Annotated in this window: 19 protein-coding genes; 9 read left to right on the top strand and 10 right to left on the bottom strand. The window is 64.9% G+C overall.

The window, feature by feature from the left end:
- Positions 1–37: 37 nt before the first annotated feature.
- The 6 genes from ACREE8_RS15090 to hisD all read right to left on the bottom strand — a co-directional run bounded on the left by ACREE8_RS15090 (position 38) and on the right by hisD (position 8,051).
- A complete protein-coding gene (locus tag ACREE8_RS15090; protein WP_431573834.1) occupies positions 38–1,522 on the bottom strand; it encodes an extracellular solute-binding protein in 1,485 nt (494 codons plus the stop codon).
- Positions 1,523–1,623: 101 nt separating this feature from the next.
- Positions 1,624–2,604 carry an ABC transporter permease gene (locus ACREE8_RS15095; protein WP_431573835.1) on the bottom strand — a complete coding sequence of 327 codons (981 nt, stop codon included), beginning with the start codon at positions 2,602–2,604 and terminating at the stop codon, positions 1,624–1,626.
- Positions 2,605–2,606: 2 nt separating this feature from the next.
- Positions 2,607–4,274, bottom strand: a complete 1,668-nt coding sequence (locus ACREE8_RS15100; protein WP_431573836.1) for a sugar ABC transporter ATP-binding protein — start codon at positions 4,272–4,274, stop codon at positions 2,607–2,609.
- Positions 4,275–4,302: 28 nt separating this feature from the next.
- Positions 4,303–5,643, bottom strand: a complete 1,341-nt coding sequence (locus ACREE8_RS15105; protein WP_431573837.1) for a sugar ABC transporter substrate-binding protein — start codon at positions 5,641–5,643, stop codon at positions 4,303–4,305.
- A 38-nt stretch (positions 5,644–5,681) separates the two neighbouring features.
- The gene (locus tag ACREE8_RS15110) at positions 5,682–6,728 is read right to left on the bottom strand and encodes an MBL fold metallo-hydrolase (protein WP_431573838.1); all 1,047 of its coding nucleotides are present in this window, start codon (positions 6,726–6,728) and stop codon (positions 5,682–5,684) included.
- Positions 6,729–6,770: 42 nt separating this feature from the next.
- Entirely contained in the window at positions 6,771–8,051 is a 1,281-nt protein-coding gene (gene hisD, locus ACREE8_RS15115) for a histidinol dehydrogenase (RefSeq protein WP_431573839.1), read from the bottom strand.
- A gap of 477 nt (positions 8,052–8,528) precedes the next feature.
- On the opposite strand from hisD, the gene ACREE8_RS15120 reads away from it, so the two are divergent.
- Entirely contained in the window at positions 8,529–9,614 is a 1,086-nt protein-coding gene (locus tag ACREE8_RS15120; RefSeq protein ID WP_431573840.1) for a LacI family DNA-binding transcriptional regulator, read from the top strand.
- A gap of 34 nt (positions 9,615–9,648) precedes the next feature.
- Here ACREE8_RS15120 and ACREE8_RS15125 read toward each other — a convergent pair whose 3' ends face one another.
- The 3 genes from ACREE8_RS15125 to ACREE8_RS15135 all read right to left on the bottom strand — a co-directional run bounded on the left by ACREE8_RS15125 (position 9,649) and on the right by ACREE8_RS15135 (position 14,326).
- Positions 9,649–10,407, bottom strand: a complete 759-nt coding sequence (locus ACREE8_RS15125) for an SDR family oxidoreductase (RefSeq protein WP_431573841.1) — start codon at positions 10,405–10,407, stop codon at positions 9,649–9,651.
- Between the two features lie 68 nt (positions 10,408–10,475).
- Positions 10,476–12,743: a mechanosensitive ion channel family protein gene (locus tag ACREE8_RS15130; protein ID WP_431573842.1), complete on the bottom strand. Its 2,268-nt coding sequence runs from the start codon at positions 12,741–12,743 to the stop codon at positions 10,476–10,478.
- Positions 12,740–14,326, bottom strand: a complete 1,587-nt coding sequence (locus tag ACREE8_RS15135; RefSeq protein ID WP_431573843.1) for a transglycosylase SLT domain-containing protein — start codon at positions 14,324–14,326, stop codon at positions 12,740–12,742. Before ACREE8_RS15135 ends, ACREE8_RS15130 begins: the two co-directional genes overlap by 4 nt.
- 261 nt (positions 14,327–14,587) lie before the next feature.
- Here ACREE8_RS15135 and ACREE8_RS15140 point away from each other — a divergent pair, with 261 nt between their 5' ends.
- From ACREE8_RS15140 to ACREE8_RS15175, 8 genes are all read left to right on the top strand, one after another.
- The gene (locus tag ACREE8_RS15140; protein ID WP_431573844.1) at positions 14,588–15,472 is read left to right on the top strand and encodes an aspartate dehydrogenase; all 885 of its coding nucleotides are present in this window, start codon (positions 14,588–14,590) and stop codon (positions 15,470–15,472) included.
- Between the two features lie 239 nt (positions 15,473–15,711).
- The gene (locus ACREE8_RS15145) at positions 15,712–16,533 is read left to right on the top strand and encodes an alpha/beta fold hydrolase (protein ID WP_431573845.1); all 822 of its coding nucleotides are present in this window, start codon (positions 15,712–15,714) and stop codon (positions 16,531–16,533) included.
- Between the two features lie 97 nt (positions 16,534–16,630).
- Positions 16,631–17,851, top strand: coding sequence for a substrate-binding protein (locus ACREE8_RS15150; RefSeq protein ID WP_431573846.1), 1,221 nt, complete (start codon positions 16,631–16,633; stop codon positions 17,849–17,851).
- A 130-nt stretch (positions 17,852–17,981) separates the two neighbouring features.
- Positions 17,982–18,839 carry a branched-chain amino acid ABC transporter permease gene (locus ACREE8_RS15155; protein ID WP_431573847.1) on the top strand — a complete coding sequence of 286 codons (858 nt, stop codon included), beginning with the start codon at positions 17,982–17,984 and terminating at the stop codon, positions 18,837–18,839.
- A gap of 2 nt (positions 18,840–18,841) precedes the next feature.
- On the top strand, positions 18,842–19,861 hold the full coding sequence (locus ACREE8_RS15160) for an ABC transporter permease subunit (protein ID WP_431573848.1): 1,020 nt from the start codon (positions 18,842–18,844) through the stop codon (positions 19,859–19,861).
- Complete coding sequence (urtD, locus tag ACREE8_RS15165) at positions 19,858–20,601, top strand: urea ABC transporter ATP-binding protein UrtD (RefSeq protein ID WP_431573849.1); 744 nt, start codon at positions 19,858–19,860, stop codon at positions 20,599–20,601. Before ACREE8_RS15160 ends, urtD begins: the two co-directional genes overlap by 4 nt.
- A complete protein-coding gene (locus ACREE8_RS15170) occupies positions 20,601–21,344 on the top strand; it encodes an ABC transporter ATP-binding protein (protein ID WP_431573850.1) in 744 nt (247 codons plus the stop codon). The genes urtD and ACREE8_RS15170 overlap by 1 nt, the downstream gene beginning before the upstream one ends.
- Positions 21,345–21,362: 18 nt before the next feature.
- Complete coding sequence (locus ACREE8_RS15175; protein ID WP_431573851.1) at positions 21,363–22,190, top strand: SDR family oxidoreductase; 828 nt, start codon at positions 21,363–21,365, stop codon at positions 22,188–22,190.
- 14 nt (positions 22,191–22,204) lie between these two features.
- Here the strand turns inward: ACREE8_RS15175 and ACREE8_RS15180 are convergent.
- Positions 22,205–22,647: amidohydrolase family protein (locus tag ACREE8_RS15180; RefSeq protein WP_431573852.1), on the bottom strand; the 443-nt coding region annotated here is incomplete at its 5' end.

Genomic DNA, 22,647 nt, shown 5'->3' on the forward strand with positions numbered 1-22,647 from the left:
GAACACCCCTGCCCGCCGGAACCATGGGCTCGATCGATCAGGTCAGCTCGCCGCGGATGTCGCGGGGATAGAGGCCCTTCAGGAAGCGCCACTGCTCCTGCTGGCCGGCCTTCCCGGCGCGCCGGGTGATCCGGTTCCAGGTGCTGGCGACGTCGTCCAGGGCCGCCTTGGGTTTCTGCTTGCCGACATCGACATCCTGGATCGCGACCCGCAGCGCGTCGAAATATTCGCCCTGCCCCTTGAGATAGAGGTCGGGGATGCTGTCGCGCATGCTGGCCTCATGCACCGTCAGGAATTCCTCCGAGTAGGATTTGATGATCTCGGGATCGCTGTATTGCGAGGCCCGGAACGGATCGAAATAGCCGTCCGGATCGCGCACGGCGACGATCGATTCGACCGGGCTGGTGGCGAAGAGCGTGAAGAGATAGGCGATCTCCGGCTCCTTCGACACGCTCGAGACGACATAGTTCCAGCCCCAGTTGAAATAGGGCGTCTTCAGCAGCTTGCCCTTGACGTTGCCGCCAGGCGTGAAGCCGAAGGCGAGCTTGCCCTTGACGCTGGACTTGTCGCTGTTGAGGTACTTCTGCGTGCCACCCCAGCCGATATTGGCGAAGCTGTCGCCCTTGCCATAGGCCTCGAAATTCTCGAACAGGCCGTTGGTGCGGGCACCCGGATAGAGATATTGCGACGCCGCGACCAGCTCCTCGAGCGCCTTCACGCCGGCGTCGTTGTTGATCTGCGGGTTCATGTCGTTGTCGAGCGGGTAGAAGCCCTTGGCGTGGAAGCGCACCCACCATTCCCAGGCGATGAAATACTGGGTCCGGAACAGGGCGCCGCCATACCGATTCTTGTCCGGGCGATGGAAATGCTTCAGCTGCGCGTCGAGCTCTTCCCAGGTGTCCGGCACCTTGAGCGCATAGCCGTTGGCGTCGGCGAAGGCTTTCTGCTCCTCCGGATTCTCCAGCCAATCCTTGAGGTAGAACATCAGATAGGTGTCGCCATCGGTCTGGTAGCCGTAGAAGCTGCCCTTGTAGAAATCGCCGATCGAATAGAGCGCGTCGGCCTGGAAGCCGTCGGGTTGATATTTGGCGGCGTATTTGTCGAGATTGACCAGGATGCCGGATTCGACCAGATCGGGAAGACCGAAGGTCGCCGGCAGCGCCAGATCGAAGGCGCCGGTCTTGGCCACCGCCTCCAGCAGCATCTTCTGATTGATCTCGCCCAGCGGCACCTCGATATATTCGACCTTGATGCCGGTCTTCGCCGTCCAGACCTCGGCCACCGGCTTGACGTTGCCGAGCGAACCGGAGGGCTCGAGGATCTTGAGCGTGATGTCGCGGCCGGCGGCGAGCTTCTTCGCCGCCGCCGCCGCATCGGTATCGACCGAAGCGAGCGGCAGGGCCGCGTTCGCGGACCGGGGCCGCATCACATAGCTCGGCAGGAGAGCCGAGCCGGCCACGGCCGCCGCTCCCTGCAGGAAACGACGCCGGGTCGATGAAAGTTGATTCAGGTTCTTAAACATGTTGCTCCCTCACTTGTTCCGCTATCCCTGTGCTTTGCGTTGTCTGATCTTCTTGGTCAGGCGTTCTTCTTGCGCATATCGAAGGCCATTCTCTCAATCTGCTACTTCATCACGACGAGCTTGCTGCGATCCTGGCTGATGAGGACCGCCCCGATGACCACGATCCCCTTGATGACCATCTGTGTGTATTGATTGACGCCGAGGAGATTGAGGCCGTTGTCGAGCAGCGTGATGATGAGTACGCCGATCAAGGTCCGTTGCAGCCCACCGACGCCGCCCGAGAGCGACGTGCCGCCGACGACGATGGCGGCGAGGCTGTTGAGCAGCAGTTCCGAGCCCAATGTCGGACCGGCAGCGCCGAGCCGCGCGACGCCCAAGGCACCGCCCAGGCCCGCCATCGCGCCCGAGAGCGTGAAGGCATAGATCTTGTAACGGCGCACCGGCACGCCCGAGGTCCGCGCCACGGCCTCGCCGCCGCCGATCACATACATGTAGCGGCCAAAGCGGGTGCGGAAGCAGACGAAGACCGAGACCGCCCAGGCCACCAGCGCGAAGAGCGCGATGTTGGAGACGTAGGGGATGGCCTGGCCGATCGCGAGATTCTCGAAGGCGGCGGAATCGAACCGCAGCGCCCGCCCCTGCAGCAGGTTCCAGGCGAGCCCGGTGAAGACCGAGAGACTGCCCAGCGTCACGACGAAGGATGGGATCGAGCCATAGGCGAAGATCAGCCCGTTCAGCAGCCCCAGCAGCATGCCGATGATGACGGCGAGCGGGACGGCGCCGATGCCGAGATCGAGCGCGTTGATCAGCAGCACGGTGATCGAGCCCACCAGCAGCACGATGGCGCCGACCGAGAGATCGATGCTGCCCATCAGGATGACGAAAGTGGCGCCGAGGCAGGCCAGCAGCAACACGCTCATCTGGCCCGATATGGCGGTCAGGTTGCGCAGGCTGAGGAAGGAATCGGTCGTGACCGAGAAGAAGACGATCAGCGCCAGCACCACCGCGACCGGCAGCCACAGCACGAGCTTCGCCGTCAGTGCCTGCTGCTGCGAGGTGGCGGCCGGGCGTTTGCGTTCCACCTTCAATGCAGAGTCCCCCGCGGCAGGGCGTCCGGCAGGGCCTCGGTCCGGTTGGCCTCATAGCCCAGCATCAATGCCACCAGCGCATCCTCGGTCGGTTTCGCACCGACCGGGGCCGGCACCGTCGCCGTGATCCGGCCCTGGCTCATGATGGCGATGCGGTTGGAAAGCCCGATCAGCTCCAGGAGCTCGTCGGTGATCAGCAGCACGGCGACGCCCTCGGCGGTGAGCTTGCGGATGAGGGCGTAGATCTCCTCCTTGGCGCCGGCATCGACGCCGCGGGTCGGATTGTCCAGCACCAGGACGCGTGGGTCGCGGCAGAGCCATTTGGCCAGAACGACCTTCTGCTGGTTGCCGCCCGAGAGCCGGCTGCAGATGCTGCCGGGGCCGTTGGCCTTGATCCGCAGCCGCTCGATGAAGCTGCGGCTGACGCTGGTCTCGAGACGCCCGCGCCAATAGCCGACCTTGGAACTGAAGAGATCAGCGCCGCTGGCGAGCGAGATGTTCCAGGAGACCGGGAAGGCGGTGATCATGCCCTCGGCATGGCGCTCGGCCGGCACATAGCCGAAACCCTGCGCCATCAGCGAACGCAGCTCCGGCCGGGCCGGCGTCCGGTCACCGATCGCGACCGTGCCCTGGTCCGAGGCCAGAACGCCGGCGATGCCCTTGCCCAGCGCCGATTTGCCGGAATCGAGCAGGCCGCCGATGCCCAGCACCTCGCCCTGGCGCAAGGTCAAGGAGATGTCGAGATAGCCGCCGCGGCGGGAGAGATGCTCCACCCGCAGCGCCGGCGGGGCCGCTTCGACCGATTGCTGCCCGCGCTCGTGATAGTAATCCTCGTCGCGGGCGCGCCCGACCATCAGGCCGTGGAGCTTGCGCTCGTCGGCCTCGGCAGGATCGACCTCGGCGACGATGCGCCCATCCTTCATCACATAGATGACGTCGCTGATCCGCAGGACCTCGTTCAGGCGATGCGAGACGAACAGTACGGTGCCATGTTGTTTGAGCCCAGCGATCAACTTGAAGAAAGCCTCTTCCTCGTTGCGCGCCAGGGCCGAGGTCGGCTCGTCCAGCAAGATCACGGGATGCTCGATCCCCAGCACCATCTGCGGCACCAGGCAGGCGCGCGCGATCTCGATCGTCTGACGAACCGAGAAGTCATAATCGCTGGTGGGCCGGCGCACATCGATATCGAGGCCGATGGTCGAGACGATGCGCTCCGCCACCTCGATCATGCGCCGCGTGTCGATGAGCTGGCCCCAGCGCACGAAGCGGTCCTCATGCGCCAGCAGGAGATTCTCATAGACCGTGATGTTGGGGATCAGCGCCTGCTCCTGGAACACCCGGGAGATGCCCAGGAGCGAGGCTTCGCGATAATTGGCGGGGTGGATCTCGCGACCGTCGAGCACAACGCGGCCACCATCGGCCGGGATGATGCCGGAGATGATGTTGAAGAGCGTCGTCTTGCCGGCGCCGTTCTCGCCGACGATGCCAACGATCTGATTGCGCGCGGCCGAGAGATTGACCGAGTCGAGCGTGGCCACGCCGGCAAAGCTCTTGCTGACGTTCTCGACCCGGAGGATCGCGCTTTCGGTCATGGCGGAAGGAGGACGGCGCGCAAGCCGGACAGGGTTGGCGACAGAAAGGCCCGAGGCTGATTCATAGCCCATGGTCCGATCTGCCGCCGGCCCGACCCGATCAGGCCTTCTTCATCGGCGAGGGGCCGAAGAAGTCGATCTTGTAATGGGCCTTGTATTCCTCCTGGACCGTCTTGGCCTCGCCATTGGCGTGGGCGTCACGATAGGCGGCGGGATAGTCCCAGCCATCGGGCTTGGGAATGCCGCCCCATTCGCGGTCGATATCCATCGGGAAGAGCTCGGCCTGCGGATCCCAATCGTTGGGATGCTTCACCTTCGAGAGCTTCTCGTAATCGAAGGGCGCCACGTCGCCATTGTTCACATAGCGCGCGAGATAGGCGTCGACATTGTCCTTGGTCATGGCGACCGAGCGCCAGCTCATCATCCGCTCGGAAGCGCGCGGCTTCCAGCCATTCATCACGTCATAGAGGCGGGTCGCCAGGAGAGCGCCCATATAGGCCGGCACATTGGCGCTGGTGGTCAGGAGCTTGCCCTGCTTGATCGCTTCGGCGCCGCCGGTGGTGCCGTCGGCGCCCGAGAGGAACACATCCTTGCCCGGCTGCATCCCGGCCGCGCGCAGGGCCGCCATGCAGCCATCGGCCACGTCGTCGTTCTGCGCGATCACCCCGACGATATTGGGATAACGCGAGATCAGGTCTTCCATCGCCTTCTGCGAATCCTCGCGGTTCCACTTGCCCGGCAGGGAGCCCGCGAACTTGATCTTCGGGAAATCCTTGAAGGCGTCATCGCGGCCGCGGCTGCGGATGGTGTCGGTCGAGTTGCCTTCGATGCCGGTGACGCCGACGACGGTGCCGCCGCCGAACTTATCCATGATCGCCTTGCAGACCTCGACAGTCACGGCGCGCTCGGCCGAGAACTCCTCGGGTACCGCATACATCGTGTAATAGTCGCCGGCCTCGAAGGGCGTGAACCAGGGCAGCGTGCCCCAGGTGTTGTCGAACCAGATCTTGTTCTCGTTGGCGAGCTGGGCGATGCGCTTGATCGAGCCGCCGCCCGGGGCATGCAGCATCACGCCGTTGACGCCGGCCGCGATCTGCTGCTCGAACTGATTGAGCTGGCGTTCGGAATCGAGCTGTCCGTCGAAGGAGGCGAAGCCGAGGCCCAGCGCCTCGGCGGCACCATGGGCGCCGACATCGGCATTGGCGCAATATTCGAGCTGCAGCGTCATGATCAGATGAGCGATCTTGCCGCTCGGATCGGCGACCGCGATCGAGGGAATGCCGACGCTGGCGGCCGTGGCCGCCGCGATCGCGCTGGCCGAGGCGAAGGACAGGAACTGGCGGCGCGAAACGCCATGCAGGTCCAGCCGTTCCATCGCGCCGTCGACGACCTTCTTCTGGGTGTAGTCGGGAAAGAGCTTCGGGTTGAGTCGCTTACGCATGGTCGAGTTCTCCCTGATTTTCAGCGCTGCTGGCGTTGTTATGGTTTTGCGACGAACTTGATCTTGCCGTCTTCACGGATGCGCTCCGCCTTGCCCTGTTCGATCAGCCAGAGCAGGTGGGTCTGGATGCAGGCCTCGGCATAGCAATGCCGCTCGCCGATACCGGTCGAGACCGTGTAGTTGAGATCGGTCTTGACCGGCATGATTTCCGGCAGGAGCTCGGGGATAGTGACCGGCCGCTTCTCGCGGCGCAGCACGAACAGCACCCGATTCTGCGTGTCGCGCTGCTGCATCTGCATATGCTTCATCCGCCGGAAGGAGCTGTCCTTCGAGTAGGCGGAGAGGCCGTGCCCCTCGAGCAGAAGCTCGGGCGCGTAGTCGATGCAGCGCTGGATCGAATGCGAATGGTCCTTCGCATTGCCGATCGGGAAGGGTCCCAGCGGGGTCGGGTAATGCATCAGATCACCCGGATAGAGCGTGCGCGTGTTCGGATTCCAGAGGCCGATATGGCCCGGGCAGTGCCCCGGCAGATGGACCACCTCCAGCTTGAGGCCGCCGATATCCAGGATGTCGCCATCCTCGACGGCGCGGTCCACCTCGACCGGGAAGTTCCAGTATTTGCGGACGATGTCCGGATCGGAGAGGCCGAAGCTCTCCCCCGGCTTGAGGTTGAAATCCTCCAGCAGCGCCTCGGGCGTGGTACCGAGCCGGGTGATGTTCTCGCGCCGCGTCACGATCATCGGATCCTCGATGATGGGGCGGTCCAGCGGATGGCACACGACCTGCGCGCCATAGCGCTTCTTCAGCATGGCGGCGTTGCCGACATGGTCGTAATGGAAGTGGGTGATGAAGATGTATTTGAGCGCGTTCTTTTCCTTGTCGAGGAGATCGACCAGGAACTCGCCCATGCCGTTGTTATGCTCGGGCACCGTCCAATTGCCGCTGTCGACCAGCAAGTTCTCGCCCTTGCCGCGAATGAGATAGACGCCGCTCTGGACGTAGCCGTCCAATTCGTCTTCGGCGAGCGGTCCATGGATGCCGGGAATGCCCCAACCGTCCGGTGTCTCTGCCCAAAAGAAGATCATCTCGTCGCCTCCTCTCTCTCGCCGTCTATTTCCCGGGACCCGTCAGGCATTCTTCGGTGCGTAGCGGCGGTAGCGCACATCCGCCGTGATCTCATGGGCGAGCATGCCTTCGACATGGCAGACGCGGCCCATGATCGGGGCGATGCGCCGGCTCGCTTCCGGAGTCAGGTGCTGATAGGTCACGGTCTTGATGAATTTGCCGGCCCAGAGCCCGCCGGTGTAGCGGGCGGCGCGGCCGGTCGGCAGGGTGTGGTTGGTGCCGACACCCTTGTCGCCATAAGCGACCGTGCACTCCTCGCCCAGGAACAGGCTGCCATAGTTGCGCAGCTTCGACAGATAGAAGTCGAGCCGCTTCGTCATCACCTCGAGATGCTCGGGCGCATACTCGTCGCTGACCGAGACCGCCTCTTCGTCGCTGTCCACCACAACGATCTCGCCATGGTCGCGCCAGGCGAGCGAGGCGACTTCGGCGGTCGGCAAGGTTTTGAGCTGCTTCTCGATCTCGGTGAGCACGGCCTTGCCCAAGGCTTCCGAGGTGGTGATCAGCCAGGCAGGACTGTCGGGCCCATGCTCGGCCTGCCCCAAAAGGTCGGTCGCGATCAGCGCCGGATCCGCGCTGTCGTCGGCGATGATCAGGATCTCGGTCGGGCCTGCCATCAGATCGAGGCCGACCACACCGAAAAGCTGGCGCTTGGCCTCGGCGACGAAGGCATTGCCGGGGCCGGTGATCATGTCCACGGGGCGCATGCCGACACAGCCATGGGCCATGGCCGCCATGGCCTGGACGCCACCCAGCGCATAGATCTCATCGGCGCCGGACGCATGGAGCGCATAGAGCGTGGGCGGGAAGATGGCGACGCCGTCGCGCGGCGGGGCGCAAGCCGTGATATAGCCGACACCCGCGACCCGGGCCGTGCCGACGCTCATGATCGCCGCCGACACCAGCGGATATTTGCCGCCGGGGATGTAGCAGCCGACGGCCTCGACCGGGATATGCTTCTGGCCGAGCCTGATGCCGTCCTGTGTCTCGACCTCGAACTCCTGCATGCTGTCGCGCTGGCGGCGCGCGAAGTCGGTCACCTGCTGCTTGCAGAAGGCGAAATCCTCCTTGAAGGATTCCGGCAGATTGTTCGCCACCTTGCGGATCTCGTCTTCCGAGACCCGGAATTCCTTGCCCTGCCATCGGTCGAGCTCGCGCGCATAGCGCGCCACCGCCTCGTCGCGGTTGGTCGCGATGTCGGCCAGCATCTTGCGCACCGTCTCTTCGACGCGGCTCAGATCGCGCGGCGCCTTGGGCGGCGCCTTCTTCACATATCTACGCATGTTCCACTTGCTCCTGCGGGGCCGTCAGCCGGCCCGGCATGAATGCAACCCTTTACATTTCGAGATCGCAAAAGGACCCCATTGCCGAAGCGGCGCTCTGCAGCCCGCATTGCCAGGGGGTCAATGAAAACGAGAGAAGGCCCGCGCACACGCGAGATTTTCTTGGCACTGGCACAAGAAACATTTGAGCCTCCCCTGGTCGAGCCCCGCTCAAGGCACAACCCGTCCCCGCATTCTTGTCGACGGTGGATCGGGTTGCTGATGCGACTGTAAGCGTTTACATATAAAACGCAACAGCGATTGCGATCGGGCGAGAATAATCACGACGGCATCTACCGCAGTGCAGCAGAAATGATGCGTTGCGCATACTTGGCCGGCATTTCTTTCGAGTGGCTCGTCGACGAATTAGGCGATGCGCCCCGCGAGCGTCAGGCAATCGCATTGCAATGGGAAACGCGGCGTCCTAGGACATTGCCCATGGCAGACAGCAATCCGAAGGCGAAACGGCGCGCGAAGCGCAGCGCCCGTCCGCGGCCCGGCGGCAGCGTCACGATCCATCGCATCGCGGCCGAGGCCGGCGTTTCGACGGCGACCGTGTCGCGCGCGCTCAATCAGCCCGAGAAGGTCAGCGCCGATGCGCGTGAGCGGGTCCAGGCGGCGATCAAGCGCAATCATTACGTTCTCGACGGCTTTGCCGTGGGCATGGCGTCGCGGCGCTCGCGCACGATCGGGCTTTTGATCCCCACCATCACCAACTCGATCTATGCGTCATCGACGCAAGCGGTGCAGCGCGTCGCCCAGCAGAACGGCTACAGCGTGCTGGTGGGCGTGTCGGAGTTCTCGCCGGCACGCGAGGAGGTGCTGATCCAGAAGCTGCTCGAACGGCGGGTGGACGGGCTGGTCCTGACAGGCGAGGCACGATCGGCCGCCGCTTACGAGAAGATCAAGCGCAATGGCGTGCCCTTCGTCATCACCTGGCAATTGACGTCGGACGCGGCCCTGCCCTCGGTCTCGTTCGACAATCGCAAGGCGACCTTCGCCGCGGTCGAGCATCTGATCGCGCTGGGCCATCGCCGGATCGGGCTCATCTGCGGGCGCACCGACGTCAATGACCGGGCGCTGGCGCGCCGTCAGGCCTTCGAAGCCTGCATGGCCCGCCATGGCCTGCCGGTGTCAAGCGACCTGGTGTTCGAGCGCGATTTCGAGTTCGTCGAGGGCCGCAGCGCCATGCATGCGATCCTGCGCCACCGTTCGCGCCCGACCGCGGTCTTCTGCGCCAACGACATCCAGGCGATCGGCGCCATGTATGAATGCCAGGAGGCCGGGGTGAAGGTGCCCGAGCAAATGTCGATCGTCGGATTCGACGATCTGCCGATCTCGCAATATATGCACCCCCAGCTCACCACGGTCCGCGTGCCGGCCGACGATATGGGAAAGCGCGCGACCGAGATGCTGCTGGCGGCGATCGAGGGCAAGCCCGGCGATCAGCGCGTCGAGCTCACGACCGATCTGGTGGTGCGCCGCTCGACCGCGACGCCCGTGCGTCAGAGCCGCGCATCCTGAGCTGGAACGCGATCTTCCCGTCGCTTTCGGTTGGTCAGCCTCGTCCCACGAACGGCATGTTGGTCGCCATCACGGTCAGGAACTGGGCGTTGGCCTCGGGCGGCAGCCCGGCCATGAACAGCACCGCCTGGACGACATTGCCCACATCCATGGTCGGCTCGACGGCGAGCGTGCCGTTGGCCTGCGGCACGCCGCTCTTCATCTTCTCGGTCATGTCGGTCGAGGCATTGCCGATGTCGATCTGGCCGCAGGCGATGCCATGGGCCCGCCCGTCGAGCGAGATCGATTTCGTCAGGCCCGTGACCGCATGTTTGGTTGCGGTGTAGGGCGCCGAGTTCGGGCGCGGCGCATGGGCCGAGATCGAGCCGTTATTGATGATGCGCCCGCCCTTGGGCTGCTGCGTCCGCATCAGGCGGAAGGCCGCCTGGGCGCAGAGGAACATGCCGTCGAGATTGACCTCGACGACCCGTTTCCAGTCTTCATACGGGATCTCGTCGAAGGGCAGGCCGCGGCCGAAGGTGCCGGCATTGTTGAAGAGCAGGTCGAGCCTGCCGAAGGCTGCCTGGGTCTGGGCAAAGAGCCGGCTCACCGAGGCCGGATCACTGACATCGGTCGGGACCGCAAGGCTTCGTCCGGGCAGAGCCTTGCCCTTGGCGGCCGTTTCCTCGAGCGCATCCTGCCGGCGCCCGGCGAGGACGACCGAATAGCCTTCGCCCAGCAAACCAAGGGCGACGGCGCGTCCGATTCCGCTGCCGGCGCCGGTGATGAGGGCCACTTTACGGTCTGACGACATGCGGTTCCCTGTGTTCAGTATGAAGGTGCCATCCTACCATGGCGCTCGCAGACGAGGCATATCCCCTGTCAGGCGTGCTCGCCGCCCTTTTCCATCGCGTGCGCCGCGGCGGCGCCGATCGCCTCGGGGCTGGGGTGCTCGCCCGTCTCCACCCGCACCACCACGCCACGCCCGACGATTTCGATATTGTTCTCGCGGAAGGCGGCGATCAGCTTCTCATAAGCCGCCTTGCGGATCAGGAACTGCGTGCCGGGCTTGGCGATGTATTTGATGCCGATGACGATGGCGCCGTCCTCGACATTGCGGATGCCCTGCGATTTGAGTGGCTGGATGAAGCCCGGCCCCAAGGCCGGGTCGGCCTCCAGCTCCTTGTCGATCTTCTTGACCAGCTTCTTGACCAGGTCGAGATCCGTATCGGGCGCCACGCGAAACTCGAGACGGACGAGGGCCCAATCGCGATTGTAGTTGGTGAGCGACTTCATCTGACCGAAGGGCAGGGTGTGGACTTGGCCGCGTTGGTGGCGCAGCTTCATCGAGCGCAGCGAGATGCTCTCCACCTGGCCCTTCAGCGAGCCGACCTCGACATAGTCTCCAATGCGGAAGCTGTCCTCGAGCAGGAAGAAGATACCGGCGAGAATGTCCGCGATCGTCTGCTGCGCGCCGAGGCCGATAGCGATGCCGACCACGCCGGCACCGGCGAGGAGCGGCCCGATCTCGACGCCGAGCGAGGCCAGCACGATCATCGCGACGATGAGCCCGAGCGAGACCTGCAGGAATTTCCGCAGCAGGGGCAGCAGAGTCGCCAAGCGCTGCGCCTTGGTGGTGACGCCGCCGGCCTTCGCATTCTCCATCGCCCGATCGATCGAGCGGGCGATCAGCGCCCATCCGACATAGCCCAGCAGCAGCACCACGCCGATATCGAACAGGAAGCTGAAGACGTAGGTCCCGATGCCGAGCTCCTGGTTCGGATCGAAGCCCCAGATCCGCGAGGTCAACACGATGGCGCCGACAATCAGCACGAACCAGACGGCCCGCATCAGCCGCTGGACCTGCTTGAAGGCGGAACTGTCGGGCGGGATTGCCGCTTGGGGAATGTCATCGCCGACGGGCGCGGCGCCGGTCGTGGTCAACACCGTGACGCCATAGAAACGCGCCAAGGGCCGATGGATCAGCCAGGCCAGCAGGGGCACCGAAAGCATCAGAAGCAGGCTGGCCAGGGCCCGGGGCGCCGTGCCCTGCTGCACACGCAAGATCCCGTCGGCGATCACCAGCCACAAGATGGCCAGATAGGCCGTCAGCAGGACAGGCCAAGCGTCGATCAACATATTGCGTCCAGTGCCCACCGACAGCCAGTGGCGCGCGCGCTCCGCGACGGCGCTGCGGTTGCGCCAAGACAGTCCGATGAGATACGCAAAGGGCAGAAGGCTCAGCGGCAGGGCCAGTGCGACGATGCTGTCATTGTCGAGCTTGAGCGCCAGCAGGATGCGGACGATCGAGGTGACCCCGACCACCAGGAGCGTCGTCGTCGCCACGATCCGATGGAGGGCCCTGGCGGCGGTGTCGTCCACGGTCAGAAGCCGCATGCCGGGATTCTCGGGATCGCAGAAGAAGAGCGTCAGCTTGCTGATCACCAGCACGATGGCGATCGCGCGCAGCAGAATCATCAAGACCTGAGGGGCGGCGGGGTGCGTCGGGTCGACGATGGCGTAGGTCAGCGCCGACGCCGCCAAGAAGGCTGCGATCTCGACCAGATCCAGCATCAGGCGCAACACCAGGGCGCCGATCGCGATCCGGGTACCGCCCGCGGCCTGCTCGCGGATCCGGCGGCGTACCGGCGCCAGCAGGGCATGGACCGCCAGCATGCCGATGGCGCCCACCGCCAGGATCAGGGCGATCCCGCCGATCCATCGAGCGGCACCATTGAAACCGGATATGGTGCCGTCCCTCGAGAAGGCGGCATCGAGGTTCCACGGCAGCGCCGCATAGGCCGCCGGCAAGGCGCGCAGGCGCTCCGCATAGATCTTGAGAATATGCTCGCCTTCCGGCGATGCCGCCGCCTCCCGTGCCGCCATCTCGGCGACCAGCCGCTTGCGCAGGCCGTCGCGCAGGGTCTTGTCGTTCATGACGCCCAGCACCGCATCGAGCTGCGCGCCGGTCATGCCGTTGGGAAAGGCCGAGAGAACGCTGTCGAGATCGGGCGGCGGCGGGGGCGGGGGTGACCCTTTCGCCGCGGCGCTTTCCGCGATCGCGATGCAGAAAAAACCCGTGAGCAGCAGGGAGGCCAGCCAACCGATGCCCGATCGCCACCGACCCTTGGCGAACCGTGCCGACGTCATGGCGACGTCCCCTGCTGCAGCGTCTGCTTGGCCTGATCGCGCGCGATGCGCTGATCCTCGATCCGCTTATAGGCGATGTAATATTTGAAGATGTTGCCGACATAATTGACGGTTTCTTGGCCGACCGCCTGGGCCACCATCACCTCGACATTGTTGAACCATTTGTTCGGATCGAGGCCTTGCGCGGCCGCCTTCTTGCGCAGCCGGTCGATGCGGTTCGGCCCGCAGTTATAGCCGGCGAAGGCGAACAGATGCCGGTTCACTTCGTTGATGGCCGGGTCGTCGAAATACTGGTCCACCATGAAGCGCATATATTTGACGCCGGCCTCGATGTTGCGGTCGGCGATGGTGATATCCGGGATGTTGATCGGATTGCCGGCCGCGGTCGTGGGCAGCACCTGCATGATGCCGACCGCGCCCGAGGGATTCCTGGCGGCCTGATTGAGTCCCGATTCCTGATAGCCCTGGGCGATCATCATCAGCCAGTCGAAATGATACTCGTCCGAATATTTGTGGAACAGCCCCACCATCTCGTCGAACTTCTTGCGCTCGGCCTCCGCATTCGCATCGTTCACGAACTTGGTCGATCCCAGATAGCGCTTGATCAGCTGATTGGTCGCCGAGCTGCCGACCTTGTGCTTGACCACGAAGTCATTGATCACCGCCATCAGTTTCGGGCTGTCCTTGCGGATCGCCCAGGCGATCTGGCCCCCGTCGCGCAGGACGATATCGGGATGGACGGTCATCTTGGTGAAGATCTTGGTCCAGAGATTGGCCTTGTGCAGATCCATGATCATCGCGGGAAACAGGCCGGCATTGACCATCTCGGCGATGGCGTCATCCTCCAGGTCCTCGTCGGCGAGCGTGATCTGAACCTCGGGCTTGCCCGCGGCCTTGAAGCGCTCGTTGAGCGCCATCAGGCTCTCGTAGTAACTCGACGACTTGCGCACCGCGACCTCCTGGCCCGACAAGTCGTCGATCGTCGCGATCGGCGGCGAACCCGGCGCAGTGATCAGGATTTCCTTGACCGTATCGGCGAAGGGCGTCGAGAAATCGACGATCTTGAGCCGCTCGGGGGTGATGGTAAGATTCGCAGCGGCGATATCGCCGATGCCCTCGTCGACGCCCGAGATCAGCTTGTCGCGGCTGACCGGCACGAACACGACATGGACGCGGTCAAGGAGCTTGAGGCCAAGCTTTTTGTTGAGCTCGTCCTCGAAGACCTTCATCGCGTCATAGGTGATGCCGCGTTGGCGGTATTTGTCGGTGAAGTAGAAGATCCGGTTATAGGTGACCAGCACCCGGACCATCCGGCGCTGCACCATCCCGTCGAAATCGCCCTTCCAGGGCTTCAGCGCGACTTCGATCAGCGCGTCCACCGCCTTCTGTTCTGCGCTCTCGGGCGGTGCCGTGGTCTCGTCCGTGCCCATGGCGGCGAAGGCCGCAGGCGTGCAACCGAGGGTCAAAGCCAGCAGCAAGGCTGCGAACAGGCCGCCAACCCTCCCGAAGCGGGGGGCCGGCCGGACGTCCGGCCCCAAAGCCACAGGGTTCATTTGAATGGTCGCGTTGGTTACGTCGCGCATCACGGCATTCCCCTCATATCCACCCAATCCCATGCCCCTAGTCTATCATCGGACCGGCCCCACGGCATGCCGGCTTTTTGCCAGATTCCCCGCTTAGCTGGGCCGGATTTCTTAAGGATTCGAGGACGCGCTCACGCGGGGCGGAGGGCCCGTGGAACAAGTCCTGACTCTCGCTCCGGCACGGCCTTCCAGTTCCGTAAAGGAGTCTGGGCTATGATGCCGCCGCCGGGGCCAGGGCTTGCCGGCAGCAAAGGGCGATCGATGAAACGCGGAAGCTTCAAGGGCGACGACAGAAGTGGCGGCCGCGCCACGCCGGAACATCCGAAACCTGCGCCCGTGCGACTCGCCGTCATCGGCCTTGGCAATATCGCGCGCTCGATGCTCGAGCTTTGTGCCCGGGATGGCAGCGGCCGCATTGAATTGACGGGGGTGCTGGTCCATCCGCCGCGCGCGGCCGAGGCAGAAGCCTGGCTCGGCGGACGGGCGCCGGTCATGACTGCTTTTTCAGAGCTGCTGGCGACGCGGCCCACTATCGTTGCCGAATGCGCCGGCCACGCGGCCGTCAAGGCCTTCGGCGAACCGGTGCTCGTGGGCGGTTGCGACCTCGTCACGCTGGCGTCGGGTGCCTTCGCCGACCGCGAGTTCGAGGCACGGATGCGCGAGCTCAGCCGCGATTCGGGACGCCGCATCCTGGTGCCGTCCGGCGCCATCGTCGGCATCGACGGGCTCGCAGCCGCGCGCCATGGCGGCCTCACCCGCGTGGTCTATAGCGGATCCAAACCCGTCAATGCCTGGCGCGGCACGGCGGCCGAGAAGGTGATCGATCTCGACAAGCTCACCGAGCCCAAGACCTTCTTCGAGGGCAGCGCCCGCGAGGCGGCGAGCCGCTATCCGATGAATGCCAACGTCACTGCGACCGTGGCGCTGGCCGGCATCGGCTTCGACGAGACGCGGGTGCGGCTGATCGCAGATCCGACCGCGCGCGGCAATCTCCATGCGCTCGAATATGAGGGCAGCTTCGGCCATGCCCGGATCAAGATCCAAGGGAAGCCGTCGCCGACCAATCCCAAAACCTCCATGCTCACCGCCCTCAGCCTCTGGCGCACGCTGCTCGACGAGACCGGTGCCGCCATCCGCGTCGGCTGATCCGGCCCCTCACGCCCGAAAACATGGTCGTTCCGGCGTTCTCATTTCGGCAACGCTACTTTCTATTAATTGCGCTTGTCAGAACGCTGGCCTGATCTAGCCTGAGCGCTCGAAGGGGAGTTTGCGTGAGAACCGGCCAACGGTCCTCGCGGCATGCGCATCACGCGTCGGGCTGCGGTTTCTGAGGCTTCTGGTGAGTTCTCCCGCCTCCATTGCCGTTGCGGAGGTTCGGAGCCGTCATGCCGTTCGCGATCAGTGGAGGCACGCAAATCCACTATGTCGTGGAAGGCAGGGGCGAGCCGATCCTGCTCGTTCCGGGCCTTGGCGGCGGCACCCGGCAATTGGCGAAAATCAGCGCCGAGCTCGCTTCGACGAATCTGGTCATTACGGTGGATCCGCGCGGCGCCGGGCAGAGCGACAAGCCCGACATGCGTTATGACGGCGCCCTGCTGGCAGCGGACATGGCCGCGGTTCTCGACCATGCCGGCGTCAAGCAGGCCGATTTCGTCGGCATCTCCTTCGGCGGCATGATCGGCCAGGAGATGGCGCTGCGGTTTCCGGCCCGGCTGCGCTCGCTCCTGCTGGCCTCTTCCTATGCCAAGTCCGACGTCTGGACCGACCGCATGTGGCAGGTGCGCGAGACGCTCATCCGCAAGCTGGGCCTGGCCGAGCACTTCAAGCTGGCGGTCATGTTCCTGTTCTCGCCCCGGGCCTTTCGCACCGAGGCCGGGACCGTGGCGATGATCGAGGCCGCGGTCGGCGCCAATCCGCCCGATCCCGTCGGCTATATGCGCCAACTCGAATTCTGCCGCGATCACGATGCCAGCCAACGGCTCTCTGGCGTCACCTTGCCGACGCTGGTGGTGCAGGGCGCCGATGACATCCTGGCTTCGCCGATTCAGGGGCGCGAGCTGGCCAAGGCCATTCCGGGCGCGCAGTACCGCGAGGTCGCGGACGCCGCCCATCTCTTCATGCTGTCGCGGCCGGCCGAGTTCGCCCGGATGATCCGCGATTTTCATTCCGAGTTCGGGCGCCGGAAGGCGCCGCAGAAGGCGGTGTAGTGCCAAGGGAGACCGAGGCTAGGGGGACGCCTCGGACTTCCGGCATCGAAGCCGGTGCCACAACGACCCCGACGGCAGAGCAATAAGGAAAACAGCCATGGCGAAGGAGCAACGGAACATGGGCGGTATCTTGGGAGGCGTGACGAGGCGGCGGTTCGGCAAGATCGCCGGCGGTGCGGTGATCGGCGGCGCGGTCATGGGCGGACCTTGGATCATCAAGGCGCGCGGCGAGGAGACCATCAAGCTGGGTGGCCTGTTCCACATGACCGGCGACGGCTCGATCTGGGGCCCGATGATGGAACAATGCATGGGGTTGGCGGTCGACCAGATCAATGCCGACGGCGGCGTGATGGGCCGGCAGCTGGTGATGATCTCCGAGGACGACGCCACCAGCACCGACGTCGTGGTGCAGAAGGGCACCAAGCTGGTGCAGAAGGACGGCGTGAAGGCGATGTTCGGCATCGTCTATTCGAGCGTGCGCGCGGCGCTCGCGGCCAATGTCGCGGGACGCTTCAAGGTGCCCTATTTCTACCCGACCTACTGGGAGAGCCAGACCTCCTGCGGTCGCTATTTCATCTCGATGGGCGCCATTCCCAACCAGCAGCTCGACTTCTTCATCCCCTTCCTGATGGAAAAGTTCGGCCCCAACTTCTATTGCGTCGGCCAGGACTACAACTGGCCGCAAGTCTCGATCGCGTATATCGAAGGCCTGCTGCAGCAGCATGGCGGCAAGCTGGTCGGCAAGGAGTTCGTGCCCTTCGACCAGAGCGACTGGTCGTCGATCATCCAGCGTATCAAGGGGGCGAAGCCCAACGTGTTCTTCCCCTTCATCGGCGGCAACGGCCTGATCGCCTGCCTCAAGCAGTATTACGATTTCGGCTTCGACGGCACCGCGGTGGCGGCGACGCTGATGGACGAGATGTACGTGCCGGCCTTCGAGCCCGAGCTGCGCAAGGGCATGCATTGCTCGGTCTCCTATCTGATGGAGCTCGACAATCCGGTGAACAAGGCCTTCGTCGCCGCCTTCAAGAAGAAGTACGGCGCCGATGCGATTCTGAACAATATGGGCGAAGGCCTCTATGACAGCGTCCATGTCTGGAAGCTGGCGGTCGAGAAGGCCGGCTCCCTCGACATCGAGAAGACGGTCGATGCCTTGGGCGGCATCAGCTACAACGCGCCCCAGGGCGAGATCAGCATCGACGGCAAATCGAACCATGCGGCGCTGCACCAGATCATCGCCGAGGTCCGGGCCGACGGCGGCTTCACCATCCTGAAGGACTTCGGTAAGGTCGCAGCGAAGACCGACTGCGTGGTTTGAACGGACGTCCCTGACTGCCAGGCGGGAGGGGCCGGCCGGCCTCTCCCGCGATCTGTCTGAGCTTCTCGCCTGACCGCCGCCGCCCCTTTCGCGCCGACCCCCTTTCTTGCCGACCGAGGTGATACCCCCCGTGGAGCCTGTCGTCATTCAGCTGCTCAACGGGCTGAGCATCGCGTCGATCCTGATCATGGTTTCGCTGGGTCTGGCCGTGATCTTCGGCATGCTCGGCATCATCAATCTCGCCCATGGCGAGTTCTTCATGCTGGGCGCCTATTGCGTCGCCACCGCGACCGCCTGGGGCCTCTCGCCCTGGTGGGGCATCGCCGCCGCGCCCATCGTCGTCGGGCTGGTCGGCATGGCGGCGCAGCAGACCATCATCAAGCCGCTCTATCGCCGTCCGCTCGACACGCTGCTCGCCACCTGGGGTCTGTCGATCGTGATCCGCCAGGTGGTGCGGCTGATCTATGGCTCGGGCCAGATGATGGCGGGCTCCCTCATCACCGGCAGCACCAGCCTGTTCGGCTTCAGCTACCCGACCTATCGGCTCTTCATCATCCTCGTGACAGTCGCGATCGTCGCCCTCACCTTCCTGCTCTATTTCCGCAGCGATTTCGGCCTGCGCATCCGCATGGTGATCGCCAACCGCTCGATGGCGGGGGCCCTCGGCGTGAACACCCAGTCGACCGATCTCTGGGCCTTCACCGTCGCCGCCGCCATGGTGGGCTTCGCCGGCGCCATCATGAGCCCGCTGATCGTCATCAACCCCGACATGGGCCTCGCCTATCTGTCGCGCGCGTTCATCGTCGTCATCATCGGCGGCATCGGGCATCTCTATGGCGTGGTCGCCGGCGGTGTCGCCATCGGCGGCACCGAGGCCGCCCTCTCCTTCTATCTGCGCCCCGTGGTGGCCCAGATTCTGGTGGTCTTCATCGCGGTCGTGCTGATCCGCATCCGGCCGCAGGGCCTGACCGGCGGGCCGCGGGGCTGAACATGGCGACCATGACGAAATCCCCGGCGCCCGCGCGTCCGCTCCTTGCCCGCTTGCTAGGCTCCGCGGCGCTGCTCTTCCTCTTGGTGTTTCCGGCCATCGCCAGCGACTACGAGGTCGGGCTGCTCGGAAAATTCCTGGTCTTCGGCATCTTCGCCCTCAGCCTCGATCTGATCTGGGGCTTCAGCGGCGTGGTCAATTTCGGCCATGCGATCTTCTTCGGCGCCGGCGCCTATGCGATGGGAATCCTGCTGAAAGCCCTGCCCTTCGCCGGCGCCACCTATATCGCGGCCCTGGGCGGCGTGCTGTTCCCGGCGCTGCTGGCGCTGGGCATGGGCTATCTCCTCTTCTATGGCCGCGTGTCGGGCGTGTTCTTCGGCGTGGTGACCCTGGCCCTCACCGGGGCGGTCCATTCGATCATCATCGTGAATGGCAATCTCACCGGCGGCATGAACGGACTCTATGGCTATCCGACGCCGACGCTGGGCATTCCCGGCGTCTGGGAGATCAACTGGTACGAGGCCAATGTCTCCTACTACACGGCCGTGGCCGGCAGTGTCGGCTGCCTCGCCTTGTCGCGCTGGCTGGTGAAGAGTGATTTCGGCCGCGCGCTGGGCGCCATCCGCGAGAACGAGGACCGCGCGGCCTTCCTCGGTTACGACGTGCCGCAGATCAAGCTCATCATCTTCACCATCGCCTGTGCCATGGCCGGTTTGAGCGGCGTGCTCTATGTCCCGATCGGCTTCATCTCGCCCGACCTCATCGGCGTCACCATGTCGGCCTCGGTGCTGGTCTGGGTCGCCGTCGGCGGGCGCGGCACGCTCATCGGCGCCTTCATCGGCGCGCTGCTGGTGAACTATCTCCAGACGCTTCTATCGGATGCTTTCGTCGTGCTGTGGCTCCTGCTGGTGGGACTCTTCTTCATCCTGGTGGTGCTGTTCTGGCCCGGCGGCATCGTCGGGCTGGCCCGGCATGAGTGGCTCAGGGTGCGGCTGCAACGGCTGGGGCTGGTGGCACGATGACCGATGCCATGCTCGATATCCGGAATCTCAACAAGAAGTTCGGCGGCCTCGCGATCTTCTCCGACCTCAATCTGCGGGTCGAGCCCGGCGAGCTGCGCTGCATCATCGGCCCCAACGGCGCCGGCAAGACCACGCTCTTCAATCTCATCACCGGGCGCCTGCGCAGCGATTCCGGCGAGATCCGCTTCGAGGACCGTGACATCTGCCGCAAGTCCGTCCATGAGATCACCCGCCTCGGCATCGGCCGCAAGTTCCAGGCGCCGGCGGTGTTCGAGGAGATGACCGTCTGGGACAATCTGATCGTCGCCGGCACCGGCCATCGCGCGGCGTTCCGTCTCTTCACGACCCGGCTCGATTCCAGCCTCGCGGCCCGCGCCGAACGCGTGCTCGAGAGCGTGCGCCTCTCCGCCCGGCGCAACGATCTGGCCGGCAGCCTCTCGCATGGCCAGAAACAATGGCTCGAGATCGGGATCGTCATGCTAAACGATCCGCGCCTGGTCCTGCTCGACGAGCCGACCGCCGGCATGACCGTCTCGGAGACGGCGGAAACCGCCGACCTGATCCAGCAGGTCTTCAAGGACCGCACCGCCATCATCATCGAGCATGACATCAGTTTCGTGCGCCGGCTCAAGGGCCGCGTCACCGTGCTCAATCGCGGCGGGGTAATGAAGGAGGGCAGCTTCGAGGAGATCGCCGCCGATCCCGCCGTCCGCAAGGTCTATCTGGGCGAGGAGGTCTGATGCTCCTCGAGCTCGCTCAGGTCGAGGTCGCCTACCGGCAGAGCCTGATCTGCCAGGGCGTCAGCCTCGCCGTCGACCGCAAGGAGGTGGTCTGCCTCCTGGGCCGCAATGGCGTGGGCAAGACCACGCTGATGCGCAGCCTGATGGGCATCCTCCCCAACCGCGCCGGCAAGATCCTGTTCGATGGTCAGGATATGACCCACCTGCCGAGCCATGAGCGCGCCAGGCGGGGCATGGCCTATGTCCCGCAGGGCCGCCTCGTCTTCCCGCAGCTGACCGTGGCGGAGAACCTCCGCAGCGGCACGCTGATCGGCGAGGCGGCGGCCAGGAAGCGCGCCGGCTTCGGCCCGGTCGACGAGAGCGTGTTCGGCTATTTCCCGATCCTGCGGGAGCGGCTGGGTCAGCGTGCCGGCACGCTCAGCGGCGGCGAGCAGCAGATGCTGGCGCTGGGCCGGGCCTTGGCGGCGAATCCCCGCCTGCTGCTGCTGGACGAGCCCTCCGAGGGCATCCAGCCCTCGATCGTGCAGCAGATCCGCGACATCATCGCCCGCATCGCGGTGGAGCGGAATCTGGCCGTGCTGCTGGTCGAGCAGAACCTCAAATTCGCGACCGGCGCCTCGACCCGCGGCTATGTCATGGACAAGGGCCAGATCGTCGCCGAGGGCAGCGTCGCCGAGCTTGCCAAGGACGCCGTGGTCTCGCAGCATCTGACCTTTGTCGAGGAAAAGCGCCAGACCGTCTGAGGCTCGAGGGTGACTGTCATGAAACATGTCTTGATCACGGGCTGCTCGTCCGGCCTGGGGGAAGCCGCGGTCCTGCGGCTGGCCACGGCCGGCTACCGCGTGACCGGCACGGTTCGCCGCCAACCCGACGCCGACCGCCTCGCGGCCGCAACTGGACCCGATGCCAGTTGGATCATCATGGACGTGACCGACGACCGGTCGGTGCGCGACGGGCTCGGCGGATTGGTCGAGCGCCGCGGCGCACCGGACGTGCTGGTCAACAATGTGGGCGTGCCCTGCCTGGGCTCGATGGAAGAGCTGCGGATTCCCGATTTCCGCGCGGCCATCGAGACCAACGTGATCGGCGCGCTACGGGTCTATCAGGCCATCGCCCCCGCCATGCGAAGGCGCGGCTCGGGCCAGATCGTCAATCTCAGTTCCTCGATCGGGGCCGCCGCCCTGCCGATCTATGGCGGCTACTGCGCGACGAAATTCGCGCTCGAGGCCATGAGCGAGGCGATGCGCTATGAGCTGGCGCCTTTCGGCGTGGTGGTGAACGTCCTGCAGCCCGGCATCATCGCGACACCCTTCCGCGCCAAGAAGCAGGTCCAGCGGAACGAGCGGATTCCGGCCAATTCGCCTTATGGGAACCGACTGGACAACCCCTCGCCACCCGACTTGCTGGAGCGGATCAGCACGCCGAACGAAGTGGCCGCCGCTCTCCAGGAGCTGATCGAGACACCCAAGGGCGAGTTCCGCCGCATCTGCGGACGCGATGCCCAGGCCTTCCTCGAGACACGCCGGAAGCTGGACGATGGCGCCTTCGAGCGCCTTCTCACGACCAAGGGCTACGCCGCGATCCCCTGAGCGCGCCGGGGGCCCTACTCCGCAACGGCGCGGCGATGGCTCTGCGGCGCCTGGGGCGGCTTGTGATACTGGCCGTCCTTCATGATCATGAGGAAGCGGTCGCGATCCAGGAAGAGCTGGAGATTCGCCAGCGGATCGCCGTCGATCAGGAGCAGATCGGCCAGATAGCCCGGCTTCACCTGGCCCAGCTTCTCGACGCGATAGGCCTGGCCGCCATAGGCCGTGGCGGCGCGCAGCGCCTCCCAGGGCGCAAAGCCGAAATAATTCACGAAATGCTGCAGGTCGCGCGCATCGGTGCCGAGCGGGATCATCTTGAAGCCGTAATCGCCGAAGGGCAGCACCTTGATGCCGGCGGCGCGCATCTTGATCATGTTCTCGATCGTGGCGTCGAACTCGCGCTTGTTGCCGATGCGCTCCGACATTTCCTGGGTGATGCCCCAGGGCTCGCCCTCGAAAT

Source organism: Hypericibacter sp. (genome assembly GCF_050729195.1).
Lineage (GTDB): Bacteria > Pseudomonadota > Alphaproteobacteria > Dongiales > Dongiaceae > Hypericibacter.

What these genes read in the sequence shown, in the direction of transcription:
- ACREE8_RS15090 (WP_431573834.1), bottom strand. Translation starts at nt 1,522, where the DNA reads ATGTTTAAGAACCTGAATCAACTTTCATCGACCCGGCGTCGTTTCCTG.
- ACREE8_RS15100 (WP_431573836.1), bottom strand. Translation starts at nt 4,274, where the DNA reads ATGGGCTATGAATCAGCCTCGGGCCTTTCTGTCGCCAACCCTGTCCGG.
- ACREE8_RS15105 (WP_431573837.1), bottom strand. Translation starts at nt 5,643, where the DNA reads ATGCGTAAGCGACTCAACCCGAAGCTCTTTCCCGACTACACCCAGAAG.
- ACREE8_RS15110 (WP_431573838.1), bottom strand. Translation starts at nt 6,728, where the DNA reads ATGATCTTCTTTTGGGCAGAGACACCGGACGGTTGGGGCATTCCCGGC.
- hisD (WP_431573839.1), bottom strand. Translation starts at nt 8,051, where the DNA reads ATGCGTAGATATGTGAAGAAGGCGCCGCCCAAGGCGCCGCGCGATCTG.
- ACREE8_RS15120 (WP_431573840.1), top strand. Translation starts at nt 8,529, where the DNA reads ATGGCAGACAGCAATCCGAAGGCGAAACGGCGCGCGAAGCGCAGCGCC.
- ACREE8_RS15125 (WP_431573841.1), bottom strand. Translation starts at nt 10,407, where the DNA reads ATGTCGTCAGACCGTAAAGTGGCCCTCATCACCGGCGCCGGCAGCGGA.
- ACREE8_RS15130 (WP_431573842.1), bottom strand. Translation starts at nt 12,743, where the DNA reads ATGACGTCGGCACGGTTCGCCAAGGGTCGGTGGCGATCGGGCATCGGT.
- ACREE8_RS15135 (WP_431573843.1), bottom strand. Translation starts at nt 14,326, where the DNA reads ATGCGCGACGTAACCAACGCGACCATTCAAATGAACCCTGTGGCTTTG.
- ACREE8_RS15140 (WP_431573844.1), top strand. Translation starts at nt 14,588, where the DNA reads ATGAAACGCGGAAGCTTCAAGGGCGACGACAGAAGTGGCGGCCGCGCC.
- ACREE8_RS15145 (WP_431573845.1), top strand. Translation starts at nt 15,712, where the DNA reads ATGCCGTTCGCGATCAGTGGAGGCACGCAAATCCACTATGTCGTGGAA.
- ACREE8_RS15150 (WP_431573846.1), top strand. Translation starts at nt 16,631, where the DNA reads ATGGCGAAGGAGCAACGGAACATGGGCGGTATCTTGGGAGGCGTGACG.
- ACREE8_RS15160 (WP_431573848.1), top strand. Translation starts at nt 18,842, where the DNA reads ATGGCGACCATGACGAAATCCCCGGCGCCCGCGCGTCCGCTCCTTGCC.
- urtD (WP_431573849.1), top strand. Translation starts at nt 19,858, where the DNA reads ATGACCGATGCCATGCTCGATATCCGGAATCTCAACAAGAAGTTCGGC.
- ACREE8_RS15170 (WP_431573850.1), top strand. Translation starts at nt 20,601, where the DNA reads ATGCTCCTCGAGCTCGCTCAGGTCGAGGTCGCCTACCGGCAGAGCCTG.
- ACREE8_RS15175 (WP_431573851.1), top strand. Translation starts at nt 21,363, where the DNA reads ATGAAACATGTCTTGATCACGGGCTGCTCGTCCGGCCTGGGGGAAGCC.